Source organism: Paenibacillus sp. MY03, assembly GCF_002165585.1.
In the GTDB taxonomy this organism is placed as follows: Bacteria; Bacillota; Bacilli; order Paenibacillales; family Paenibacillaceae; genus Pristimantibacillus; species Pristimantibacillus agaridevorans.
Genome location: NZ_MXQD01000025.1, coordinates 15,496 through 28,134 on the forward strand (window position 1 = coordinate 15,496; position 12,639 = coordinate 28,134).

The 12,639-nt window shown below is 48.4% G+C and carries 9 protein-coding genes; 3 read left to right on the plus strand and 6 right to left on the minus strand.

The genetic code is table 11. The annotated features are described in order from the left end of the window. Positions 1-7 precede the first annotated feature (7 nt). From B1748_RS19980 to B1748_RS19990, 3 genes are all read left to right on the plus strand, one after another. On the plus strand, positions 8-1,855 hold the full coding sequence (locus B1748_RS19980; RefSeq protein ID WP_179215694.1) for an outer membrane protein assembly factor BamB family protein: 1,848 nt from the start codon (positions 8-10) through the stop codon (positions 1,853-1,855). Positions 1,856-1,978: 123 nt separating this feature from the next. After that, the gene (locus tag B1748_RS19985) at positions 1,979-2,650 is read left to right on the plus strand and encodes a hypothetical protein (protein ID WP_087569712.1); all 672 of its coding nucleotides are present in this window, start codon (positions 1,979-1,981) and stop codon (positions 2,648-2,650) included. A 104-nt stretch (positions 2,651-2,754) separates the two neighbouring features. Then, the gene (locus B1748_RS19990) at positions 2,755-3,570 is read left to right on the plus strand and encodes a hypothetical protein (protein ID WP_087569713.1); all 816 of its coding nucleotides are present in this window, start codon (positions 2,755-2,757) and stop codon (positions 3,568-3,570) included. 81 nt (positions 3,571-3,651) lie between these two features. On the opposite strand, the gene B1748_RS19995 is transcribed toward B1748_RS19990, so the two are convergent. The 6 genes from B1748_RS19995 to B1748_RS20020 form a co-directional block, all read right to left on the minus strand. Then, positions 3,652-4,500: an Rpn family recombination-promoting nuclease/putative transposase gene (locus tag B1748_RS19995; protein WP_087569714.1), complete on the minus strand. Its 849-nt coding sequence runs from the start codon at positions 4,498-4,500 to the stop codon at positions 3,652-3,654. 431 nt (positions 4,501-4,931) lie between these two features. Further along, positions 4,932-7,772 (minus strand): hypothetical protein, encoded by a 2,841-nt coding sequence (locus B1748_RS20000; RefSeq protein WP_087569715.1) that lies wholly within the window; start codon positions 7,770-7,772, stop codon positions 4,932-4,934. 97 nt (positions 7,773-7,869) lie between these two features. Then, positions 7,870-8,697 carry a carbohydrate ABC transporter permease gene (locus B1748_RS20005; protein ID WP_087569716.1) on the minus strand — a complete coding sequence of 276 codons (828 nt, stop codon included), beginning with the start codon at positions 8,695-8,697 and terminating at the stop codon, positions 7,870-7,872. Next, complete coding sequence (locus B1748_RS20010) at positions 8,697-9,566, minus strand: carbohydrate ABC transporter permease (protein ID WP_087569717.1); 870 nt, start codon at positions 9,564-9,566, stop codon at positions 8,697-8,699. The genes B1748_RS20005 and B1748_RS20010 overlap by 1 nt, the downstream gene beginning before the upstream one ends. 80 nt (positions 9,567-9,646) lie before the next feature. After that, positions 9,647-10,999 (minus strand): ABC transporter substrate-binding protein, encoded by a 1,353-nt coding sequence (locus tag B1748_RS20015; protein ID WP_087569718.1) that lies wholly within the window; start codon positions 10,997-10,999, stop codon positions 9,647-9,649. 100 nt (positions 11,000-11,099) lie between these two features. Beyond that, a complete protein-coding gene (locus B1748_RS20020; RefSeq protein WP_087569719.1) occupies positions 11,100-12,629 on the minus strand; it encodes an AraC family transcriptional regulator in 1,530 nt (509 codons plus the stop codon). Positions 12,630-12,639: the final 10 nt, after the last annotated feature.

Sequence of the window (12,639 nt, forward strand, 5' to 3'; positions counted from 1 at the left end):
GAACGCGTTGCGTCGAATATTCAGTTTGGTTTTGGTTGCACTTACAGTATCAATCTTAGGATGCAGTAATAATGCTAGCCAAGAGGGTTCATCAGTTGTCTATCAAGGGAAAGCTATAGAAGGAATATCGGATGTTGCTTGGAAGTTTAAAACGGAACCAAAAACTAATCTCAGCCAACTTCTAGTTACACCAGAATATACATACTTTGGTACTGATAAGGCGCTCTATGCTATCGACACTAAAACGGGGAAGGAGAAATGGAGCCATCCCATAAATGGACTCCCGTCTGTTCCTGCCTTAGTTGGAAATACCTTGATTTACAATGATATAGGCGGAATTCGTGCTGTAGAAGCCGATAGTGGTGTGGGAATCTGGAAATACGATTACAACGAGAATGTAGCTGCTGAAATAATGGAGAAATCAACGCTTGCATCCTCCAGCCGAGCATTTATTGTAAAAAATATGAGCGATGGGCGAACATCCATAAATGCAATTGATATAAAGTCAGGCAAGGTAAGCTGGGAATATGGCGAAACCATTCCTTACAACGGGATAGTACTCGTCGCGGATAAGCTATACTTCTCTGTACAGGGAGTCATTCATATTGTCGGTGAAAACGATGGCAAGCTTATCGACACCATTCCTCATGATGCAATGATTTCAAATCTGAAGGTTATAGATGACCAACTATTCGCTGCTGATTTGGGAGGAAGTATCACTGCTTATGATTTAAGTTCAAAGGAACGGATATGGCAGTACAACAATGAAGACTTAGCTTTTCCAACTTCGCCGATTCTAACCGTCTTACAAAATCGAGTAGTCATCTCTGATGTGAAAAGTGGCCAAATGATCGGACTTGATTCTAAAACAGGAAATGAATCATGGAATACAAGAATCGGTGACGAAAAATACCTATTAGCCATACCATGGGTTATTACGCAACCGTCTGTACTCTCAGATACATTATATGTAGGTACTTGGGATGGGGAGCACGATATGGCAAAAGGCTTTCCTGCCTATTCAAACCTCATTGCGATTGACAGCAACACAGGAACGGAGTTGTGGCGGCAAAGGGTCGATGATTACATCATGCATTCTCCTGCGTTCATTAATGGTCAGACCATCATTACAAATATGTATGAATCCATAACGGCATATAATGAAGGAAAGGCTCCAAAGCAACCGACAACAAGCTCAGAGTCTTCCGTTGAGCCGTCTAGTAAGCCAGATCATCAATCAATGAGTGAAATAGAAACAGATGCGATATTAGAAGAGGAGATTCAATTAATCGATTTTGAAGGAGATTGGTCAACAGCTGATTCCAATGAGATGGAGATTACTCTAGAATTTACAGATAGCGAGAATGGCATTATCACTTATCATACATCTGGCAGTGATGTACCAACCCCATTTCAATACGTTCATTTTGACTACAACACTCTTATGGCAAAGATTGGTCCTGAAGAGGAACCGACTGTACTTGTCCTTTATGAGAAAGGAAAGTTGGGTTACAGAGATAATCAAAATGATTATACGCTCGAAAAAGCAGATGTAACAAATGATGTTGATGATTGGGCTCAATTAATCAGAGATGGATTCGAAGGTAAATGGTGTGATTCAAGTCAAACGTATTGTTTTGAACTTAAGCTAACTGATGTAGTGGAGGGGACGCTTGATTATTACCAAGAGCGAGAGCCATCCCAAGAATCATTCCGTATCACCTACATGGATATGTATGACATCACGATTGATATTGAAAACTCGGGGCAAGTATTCCTTAGCTTGAGCAAAGATAAGGAGACAATGACATATGAAACAGATTCATTCACTGAAATGATGACAAGACAGAAATAGCGCCCATGCGGCGCTATTGGTATATTAGGAATATCTTGCACAAAATCTAGAAACAAATTACACTTGTTTTTGTTGCATTCAAAAAGTTTTTTCAAAGCCTAATAGTAAAAGGAGATGTTATCTTTGACTCCAGAAGAATTACTGGAAGTTTTGAAACGGTACAGTGACTACACTGCGGCTGTGCCAACTGATTTTGATTTATTCTATAAATGGGCGCCTATAGTTTCTCCTATTGTATCGCTTATACTGGTCCCTTTTTCTATATATATAGTTTATAGAAATGTGGATAGAACCCAAAAAAAGAATAGAGAAAACGATATCTTGAAGCAAAGACGTGATCTGGAATTGAAATCAGCAGAAGAGATGTTGGAGGAATTGACTAAAGTAAAGATAACCTACCAGGACATAATTGGAATCAAGCTAATCTACGAAATGTTCGTATCAATTGGCTCCACAGTAACTGTGGACTCTATTAAGTCTCACATTGCTAAGTGTATGGTAGAGCAACATAAGGTTACTAATTCAGTTGCATCACAGTTTAGAAAAAGAAGGATCATATTAAAAGATTTAAATAGCGACATAGAGAAAGTATATAATTGTGGATCTGATATGGGGGATAAACTAAATCAATTTTATAAATACTTTTCGAGCGAACCAGGTCACACTGATAATGAAATCATGCAAAGTGCTGCTATTATAAGCCAAAGCGCTTTGGATTTAACGGACCATGTAAACCAGATAATTGATAAACTTCAAGATAAATATTTTGCACCTTTGTTTGTCGAGAAATCTTAATTTGGACCTATCATGTTACAAGCATTCAAAGGTATGGCGGCAGAATGAGGAGCGACATTAATAGTTAGAGAACCGCTATAAGTTTTTATAAAGAAGGTGTGTGCGTGCATTATCTTAAATTTAAAAGGGAACAGTCAGGGAAATGCAACATATGCGGTAAAATCGAAAAGCTGACATGGGATCACGTTCCCCCTAAAGGTGGCCAAGCCTTTAATGATATTGAGCAGGAATCTATCTTCCAATACTTGGCTGGTAGTAATGGAGAGCGCAGATATCAGTTTTCTCAGAACGGAGTCAAATATAGAACGATTTGTAGTAACTGCAACAATGCATTATTAGGAGCAAAGGCCGATCCTGTGTTGAACGAACTTGCATCGGACGTCATGCTTATGATTAAGACCAAGATTATGCTGCCACAGGCAACAATTCATGTTAAGACAAAGCCAGCACTAATCTGTAAATCATTACTCGGTCATATGCTCTCAGCAACTGGTGATTACGGTGATAGCAAAATTGACGATAAGTTTAGAGAATACGTGCTGGACGAATCAATGATTGTTCCTAAAGGAATAAAGGTGTTTTATTGGATATATCCGTACATGAGCCTAAAGATAATTAGGGATATCGCAATGCCGCAATACAGAGGTACATGGAGTGATTTTAGCAGAGGGGATATTGGTATGTTCAGCATACTCAAATACCCCCCTGTCGGTTATTTGGCTACAGATTTAGATGCCTACGAAGGGTTGCATGAATTGACGCAGTATTGCGGAAAACGCTTGGAGGACGAGACGGAGATTCCGTTCAGAATGGACATAATCCATCCTGAATACTGGCCTGAAGCTGGTGAGGGTACCTTTGTCATGGGAGGAGAAAAATTGGGGAATGGAGTGTCTGCCAAACCCCGCAAACGAAAGTAGAGTTTGAAGCAACCGCTAATATATTCCAATTCATAACAAAGGCTGCGGAGGAGTTAGTCCCACACAGCCTAAGCTAAGCATTCAATGTGTTCGTCTCAGTTGTTCTAACTGCTCTGTTGAAAGCCCAGTCAGTTCTGCTACGATTGATAAGTCCATTCCTTTAGAAAGCATGTTCTCGGCAACTTCCAATTTCCCTTTTAAATTACCGAAAGACTCTCCTTCTGCTCTTGCACCCTCTAGCATGGAAGCCTCATCATGCAGAGCCTTTTGTCTCATCTCGTACATGCGACGTGCTTCTGCATCCTGGCTTAGATATTCCAATGCAGTCATCGCTTTACCCAAAGCTGGTTCGTTCACCCTCAACACCTCCCAGTTCGTTGTATCTTCGCTTTTCAGAAACAACAGCCAGTTGAGCAGGCCGCCTTCACTCGGTATGTTCTGCGCATTCAGCTTGGACAGCTCCATGATATGGATTTCAATATCGTCGACCAGCGTAATGCCGCTATGGTCTTCCCGTAGATGGAAGACGCTGTGGTAACGGTCGTTAGGCAGAATGGAGAAGTTAAGAATGTTGATCGTGACACACTTGCGAAGCCGCTTGTATGACTGTCCTTCTTCAAGCTGCCCTGCGTACTGCTTGCTCCAATAGTACAGCGTGCGCTTCTCATTATCGTACTTATTGAACAGTTGCATTTCCACGTTAATGAGCTTGCCTTCAGCCGTTCTGGCCTGAATGTCGAAGATCGATTGCTTATCGCGCGGCGAATCCTTATCCGTGTATGGGTTCATAAGGACGATTTCGGTGAGCGGCGGTTCTCCAGCCTCCAGAAAGGTTCTGTTAAGAAAGGCAAGCAATATATCCTTGTTCTCTTCACTGCCGAATATACGCTTAAATACGAAGTCGTTCTTGGGATCAAGCAGTTCATGCATCCGAATCAACTCCTATCTTTGTCAATATTATACCATAACAGGCTCGTATTCCACATACGCAAAAATGCCCGAAAACACTGCATCAAGCAGGGCTCCGAGCATTCCACGCGAGTATACCAGCTTTGTTTTTTTGGTCGGTTTTTGGTCGGCAACCCCAGGAAACCGACCAACTTTTTGGGATACCACAGGACAACTCCCCCTCTGCCGACCTGCCTCAAAGCCTTTTAAATCATGACATTAGGACACCTCCGCAATTACACGGATACGCGAGGAAACTGGTCGAAAACCACTGACTCACTGCCCGTTGCAGCGGGTCCCTTTTTTTGTAGCGGGATGCCGCTCGTAGAGGTCGATCATACGTGCTCCAATGATTTCCGTTTACCAGTGTCCAATGCCCTGAGGAGCTGTGCGGTTCTTGTACGCCGCCTTGCTCAGTATTTGACTGTCGCGCTCCATTCGGTATTGTCGAACTGGGTGTTGCCGATCGAGTCGAGCACGAAGTAAAGATTGTCTCCGGCCGTCACGGATACCGACAATTCGTAATCGATTCCGACCGTGTTCGTGGCCCCGATCGTTTGCCAACCCGATGCCGGCCAAATTTGCGTGCCGTTCTTCATGATTTTCGCCTGGACGCCGTTGCCTCCTTGTCCCTCATAGCCTTTCGCGATATGCCCGAATACGGTCACCGTGCCCGTTGTCGGAGCGGTCCATGTCCGGGCCGATTTCACCGTCGTATCGGGATGGTTCCAGTAACGGGACAGGATCGAATAGCCGGTTCCTTTCCAGTAGCCGTTTGCCGCGTTCCAGGTCAGATTCGTGTAAGTGACGAGATCGCTAGTCTGCTTATAAGACCAATTTCCGGCTCCCTGTACATTTCCGAACGAGTTCGCCGCATTGTCTCCCGAAGTCGCCGCCGTCGCGAACGCGGACTTATTGTCGTCTCCGTCAACCGTTCTTATTGTATACGAATCGGATAGCGAAGCTCCCGCGAGAAAGACATAATTGCCTTTGGCGACCTTCGTGCTGTATACGCCGTTTTTGTAAATTTCGTAATGGGACACCCAATTGTTGTCGGCGCCGGCCGTCCATGTCAGCGAAACGCCTCCGCGGTTCATTTGAGTCTCGAGCGTTTTGGCAGCGGCGGATGGCGCTGTTGGATTCGTCGAATCGGTTCCCGCGCCCGGATAGTTGGTGACGTTAAGCCAGACGAGATCTCCGCCCCAATCTTGCGCGCCTATGCCGTTGGCCATCCAATAGGCTCCCGTATTCGAGACCTGAAAGCCCGAATTGTGGAAGCGGACCGTATAATTCAAAGCCGGCTGCAACCCTTTGGGATATACAGTGACAAAATTGGCGTTGAAATGGCTGTGCAGAGGAATAATGACGCCTTTGGTGTTGTCGTTGTTCATCCGCTGGACGTAATACGTTTTATCGTCGTTGGTAACCTTGTCCGGATGATACATTTTTGACCAGCGTCCGGCCAACCCGATCGATTTCATGAAATGGTAGATGTCCGCGTTTTTCCGGAATGCTTCCAATTGCGCTGGAGTAGGCGTTCCGTCCGCGTTCCATTGCCATGCGCTGCCCAACAATGCCCTTAAAGTGACTTGGCTCGCGGACCAACTCAGATTAGACCCCGCATCCAGATCTCCCCAATACTTATCGGGCGCATACAAATAAGAAGGCGTATATATCGAATAATGCCCGTTCGCGCTGTCCGTCGTCTGAACGATGTCCGCGTAGCGGAAAGCTTCCACCGACATTTGACGACCGCCGCAATTGTTGACATTGATGCCTGAATTCGGATTTGCCGTTTTGAAGTCTTTCATCAGTTTAAAATAATTAAGGCTCGCATTGATTTGATTTACGCCGGCGCCGTCAAAGGAGCCCCCGCCAAAATCTTGCCGCCAGATCCAGTCTCCCCACTCCGCGCGTTTGGAATTCAACTTATTCAGCATCCAGCTATTTACCGCCGAATTGGACATTATGAGCTCGTTTTGCATATTGTTCGCAATGCTGCAATCCGAAACCGTACCTGCGGTATCCCATGTTGGATTGGCCGTCAATACCGCCGAGCTTGCATTCGCATTCCAAATGGGCATCCATACCATCAAGTCCATTTCATTCTTCTTTGCCAGCTTGTTCAATTGCCCGAAATTCGTCGTCGTAATATTATTCCAATCGCCCGCACGGTCGTACCAATGGTCGTCGATATGCCACATATCCGCTCCGACGTAACGGAAATACTCTGTAAATCTAAACATATTGGCGTGATCGAATTTGGTGCCCGCGCTCCATATAAAAGGCTTGACGGCACCCACCCACTTGTCTTTAGTCAAATCCCATTTGTAACGGTATTGGAAATCTTTTAACGCGTTGCCCGCGTCATCCAGATCTCCCTTGTATACCATGATGTGGGTGAGCGGAAGCCTTAGCGTGGCGCCGGCGGCCAGCGTCGTTCCGTTCGCGCCGTATGCGTCAACTTGCACTGTGCCATTGCCGCTAAACCTCGAAAACCAGTTGCTCCCGTAACTCCAGCCGAGCAGAACTCCGTCGTCGTGGGCCGTACGCCGGTACACGACTTCCTGCAAATAGTCTTCCGCGCCGTAATGCACGGATTGCAGTTCCCTGATCCAGCCGCTCGAAGGCGTATCGGTTTGCAATCGAAGAGATGTCGCCTTGTTATTGCCGCCGGTAAAATAGTAGAACTTCGTGTCTCCGGACGCGATATCGGTGGACATGACATTCGTAGACAGTAATTCCGGATCGGAGATCGTATAGCCGCTGCCTGTACGGTTTTTGAATTCCGTATATTGCTCGATGACGCCGGTGCTCGGCCATATGATGTAATGCAGCGTCACGTCGAGCACGCTGTTGCGGATCGTAATGTCCTGGGTGACTGAACCCTGTTCCCCCACAGCCGAAGACTCGCTCACCAGTGTCCATCCCCCGCCGTTGCCGTGGTAGCTCGCGCCGGACACCGTTATGCGGAATTCGGTGCCGGTCTGGCCGCTCTGAAGCATTTCGCGCGAAGTAAGTTTGTTGTACAGACGGGTCATTCTGAAGTTTCCTCCGCTCAGCTGCACCTTCTTCTCGATCGTCCCCGTTCCCATCGTCCAAGTACCCGTGACACTGTCATAGTTCGCATAGGCGTCGCCCGAAGTCGCGGCGACGACTTCGTTTCTGTCCATCGTCACTAATAATCCGCCGAGTACCAGGATGGCGGCCACCAGTTTGATCAAAATCCGGTTCATCTCTTCCCGGTTTTTCACTGAACATCGCTCCTCATTTCGAAAGATTTGGCCTTGTAAACAATGAAGCTTCTCTTCACCTCCTCTCCGGACGAGCGTAAATGAATGAATGAATGAATTATCCTTTCACCGCCCCTGCCGTCATGCCTTCGATCAAATATCGCTGGGCGAACAAGTAGAAAAGCAGCACCGGCATCGCACAGACGACCAATACCGCAAACAGCAGCTCCCATTGCGTGCCGTATATCGAATTGAATTGATAGACCGTCATTGGCAGCGTCTGCTGAGACGATTTCGGCAGCCATATAAACGGGCCGATGAAATCATTCCACGTACCCATAAACGTCAGAATCGCGCCGGTAACCAGAATCGGCTTCAACTGCGGCATGATGATTACGAGCAATAGGCGGAAAACGCCGCAGCCCTCCATCATCGCCGACTCGTCGATTTCTTTCGGAATCGATCGGATAAAACCTGTGATCAAAAACACAAGCAGGGAAGTCCCGCCCGCCGCACCAAGCAGGATGAAGCCGATCCTAGTTCCGTACAGTTGCAAATAGTCCATGACAAGCACGGTAGGAATAAGAAAACCGCCGGGAATAAGACCGAAAAGAAAAAAGCCATATAAAAGCCGGGTGATCCCATCCTGTCGTCGCGCCAGAATGAACGAGGTCGCAGAAGACAGCAGCATCTGGACAACGATGGCGAACGCCGCGAAATAGATGCTGTTATACAAACCGGTCTTGAAATTCGACGTTTTTAACACTTCAGTATAGTTTTCGAAATGTAGCCGTTCGGGCAGCGCGAAATTCAATTGAGCCGCTTCGACAGGTGATTTCAACGAAATCTGGACCGCGAAGTAGAACGGAATGAGCACGACCAGCGTCAGCAGCAACGTGAACAATTCCAGAGCGCCGAGTTTGAGTTTGTTTTTTTTGGTCCGCATCACAAATCGACCTCCCGCCGCTTGAAGTAGTAAATCATCGGGATCGCGAGAAGCAGAATGCTGACGACAAGAATCAGGTTGATCGCCGTGCCGTAAGCCCGTTGGCCGGAGCTCATATGGAGTACGACGAGTCCCATGACCGTCGGAGCGTTCGTGCCTCCGCTGCCGGCCATGAGATACGGCAGATCGAAAGCTTTCATCGTTCCGATGAAGGCCGAAATCATGTTGACCGTAATGGCCGGTCCGATAAGCGGGAAGGTGATGTTGCGAAAATTTTGAAACGCCGTCGCTCCGTCGATTTTCGAGGCTTCGTTTAGCTCGGACGGTATAAGCTTCAGGCCCGCGAGAAAGATCGTCGCCGAGAAACCCATCCACCACCAGCCATGGATGGAGCTGATGACGAATATGTTAATATCCTTGTCCGTCAGCCATCCCATGATTTGGTCCCCAAGCCCAAGCGCCGTAAGAAGCTGATCGAAAGGGCCGTTCGGATACAAAATCGCGGAAAACGTGTACGAGATGATAAGAGAAGAAAAAATGACGGGCGAGAAGAAGGCGCTGCGAATGTAGCCGCTCGTTTTAAATGCCATGTTCATAAGCAAAGCCAGGCCCAAACCGACGATATTTTGCAGCACCATAACCATGAAGGCGTAGATGACCGTATTGCGAAAGGCGAGAGCCGTCTGTGGATCGTCGAACAACGCGTATCGGATATGCTCGAGTCCTACAAAGTGAATGCCTTTGTCGTTGAGCGCATGCCAGTCGGTAAACGCCGCCCCCATCCCCACGGCGGCCGGAACTAAAAACAGGACGGCATAAATCAATGCTTGCGGTAAAACCAAGTAGAGCGAATAATATTTGTTTCTCATTTCACTTCACCTTCTGATGTATGAATTAAAAAAGGGAAGGAGCAAGCTTTCGACCCTTCCCTTCGGTATAAGCATTTCTCTTAGAAGCCCGGCAGCTTTGCGTCTTTTCCGCTCTTCAGATAACCTTTTTGCGTCTCTTCGAGCACCTTGTCGACCGATTTTCCTTTCAGCACAATCGACGCGCGATCAAAGTCGACCGAGATGCCGGGTGCCAGAATGCCGTGGTAAAACGGCTTCGCTTTACCTTCCTCCATCAAGCTCGCGACTTCGGCTGTGCCAGGGTTCAGCTCGGTATTGATGCCGACGAAGGACGGCATACCTTTCATTTGTCCGTAGTAGGCGTTCAAGTTTTCGTCGCTCGTAAAAAATTCGAAGAACCCTTTTGCCGCATCAAGCTGTTTTGAGTTTTTATTTAGATATAGCGCCCAAGGATCGGAAAACGCGAGATACGGATCGTCGTTGATCGGCAATGGGAACATTCCGATATCTTTTCCCGCTTCCGGAAACTTCTCGATCAAGACCGGAATCGCCCAGTCGGCTTGCAGAATCATGCCCGCCGTGCCGTTCGCAAGCGCCGCGATTTGGCTGTCATAGGTTGCCGACCCGGCATCTTTGTTGTATAACCCCTTGTCCGCAACTTCCTTCAATTTTTCAAGCACTTGCCGGAAAGCCGGGTCCGTCGTGAAATCGTAACTGCCGCCATTGATTTGATCGATAATCCCTGGATTGTCTTTCTGGACAATATTTGCGACCAGGGAATAGTGGAACAACAACGTCGGCCAACCGTCCTTCAATGCCTCATAAATCGGCGTCACGTTTGCCGCTTTCAGCTTTTCTGCCGCTGCGATAAACGCTTCCCATGTCGTCGGCACTTCGATGCCGTTGGCGGCGAACACTTTTTTGTTGTAGATGACGCCCGTCACGTTGACCGCCGCGGCCGGAATGCCATATTGTACGCCCCCTACCTTCAAATAAACGGGAACCTCGGCGATGGCCGGGCTGATTTTCGAAATATACGGTTCCCCGGAAATGTCGAGGAAATTTTGGTCCGCCTGAATGCTTTTCAGCTGGCTTTCCGTACCGTAGTACGCGACAATGTCGGGAATTTCATTGGCTGCCATCTTGCCGGCCAGAGCGTCGGAGAAAGGCTGTCCGCCCGGCGTGACTTGAACGTCGAGCTTGTTGCCCGTTTTCTCTTCGTAACGATTGAGTGCGGCTTGAAACGACTCCGTGTACCAATCCTTATTGATCAGCATCGTCAGCGTGACCGGATCGGCTTGCGGTTTTTCGCCGGCTGGCTGGCTGGATTCCGGTGCGCCCGGTGCGGTCGAAGCCGCTTTGCCGTCGTTCTTTGAATTTGCGCACGCGGACAATAACAACATGACCGCCAGCAAGACGTTTAATGTAACCGCGATCTTTCTGGATTTCCTCATTCTTCTTTCCCCCCGAAATTTAAGTCGTACTGCCCTTGCATCTAAATGATAATGGATGAAAGCGCTCAACAAAATGGATGATGTTGTTCGGGGGTTTGCATTATTTTGCTGAAATTGCCCGGTATTCGGAAGGGGTGCAGCCCGTCTGGCTGCGAAATACGCGGCTGTAGTAGTATTGATCGGCGAATCCGACCAATTCTGCGATTTCCTTGAACTTAAACGAAGGGTTTTCCACAATGAGCTTTTTCGATTGCTCAATGCGAACCTTAAGCAAATATTCAATCGGAGATTCGTCCTTGTATTTCTTGAAAAGTTTACACAAGTGGGACTCGCTCAGTCCGAATTGCTGCGCCAACTCGCGCAATGTCAACTTATTTGGATAATGTGTTTCCATATACCTGCAGACGAGGTTTACAACCTCTTCGTAATCCGTTCTCGTCGGTTCCGGGTTTGCATCAACCGCTTCTTCGATCGTCGAGGCGATCACCCGTCTAAGCCGATCGGGTTCTCCGCAATCCGAAAGCAAATCCTCCACGAGACGCTCGGCGTTGCGGCTTTGCGAAAGCTCGATATGATTGGCGCTGCGCCCGACGAGCGTCAGCAATCCGACGAGATCGCGTTCGAGAGTTACGTTCGGCACACGGTCCGACGTCCAGCGCTCCAGCAATCGGTCGACTGCAGCGAGAAGCTGCGGCGTCTGACCGTTATGACAGAGCAAGGCGATCGATTTCTCGTCCGCCGTCGTCCATCCTGATTGAGCCTGCGGCTCCCGATGTTTAAATAGCCGGCTTAGTCCCATGACGGCTCCTTCTCGCGAAATCGCCCGCAAGCGGTCGATTTCCGTGGACAAAGCCTCGGCGTTCAACTCAGAGCCCCCGGACGCTCCCGTCGCGTACCAGGAGCGGTCGATGGCAGAGGCCGAAAGGCGATTCCAAACGTTTATCATCCGCTGAGGATCATTACCCGACTCATCGAACGCAATGATGATCTCGTTATTGAAGTTTCCTTCGATGATCCACGCCGGTTCCTCCGGTATTTCTCTTAACTCGTCCAATATCGGACCCAATCCGCGATTCGACCATGCCTCCGCCATAAAATCCCGCGACCGCGATCCTTCGGGATGGTTGCGGAAAGGGTGGTTAATCACGACGTATAGCAAACCAATGCGGCGGGACTCCGGATCGTACTCGGCGGCAATGCGGCTGCGGCGGATAAAAGCGTTTAAGGCCGTGTTCATGTCGCGGTCATATCGCTCGTCCGCCTTCGCTTTGGCGGCTCTTATGGCTCTCTCGAACGCTTCGGGCGTAACCGGCTTCACCAGATAATCGTCAACGCCGAGTTGCAATGCGCGCTGTGCGAAGTCGAACTCGCGATATCCGCTCAGAATCACGCAAACGATTCCCTGAAACTCTGCCTTGACCGCTTCAATCAAGGAAAGGCCGCTTCGCATCGGCATATGGATATCCGTAAGCAACACATCCGGCCGAAGGGTTCTGACGCGCTCGAGCGCTTCTTCCCCGTCCCAGGCTTGGCCGACGACGCGAAAGCCCGCCCCCATGCCTTCGATTTTCTGAATCAGATCGCGCAAGATCGGCGGTTCGTCTTCCGCAACTACAATTCTGCAAACCATGTCTTGACCT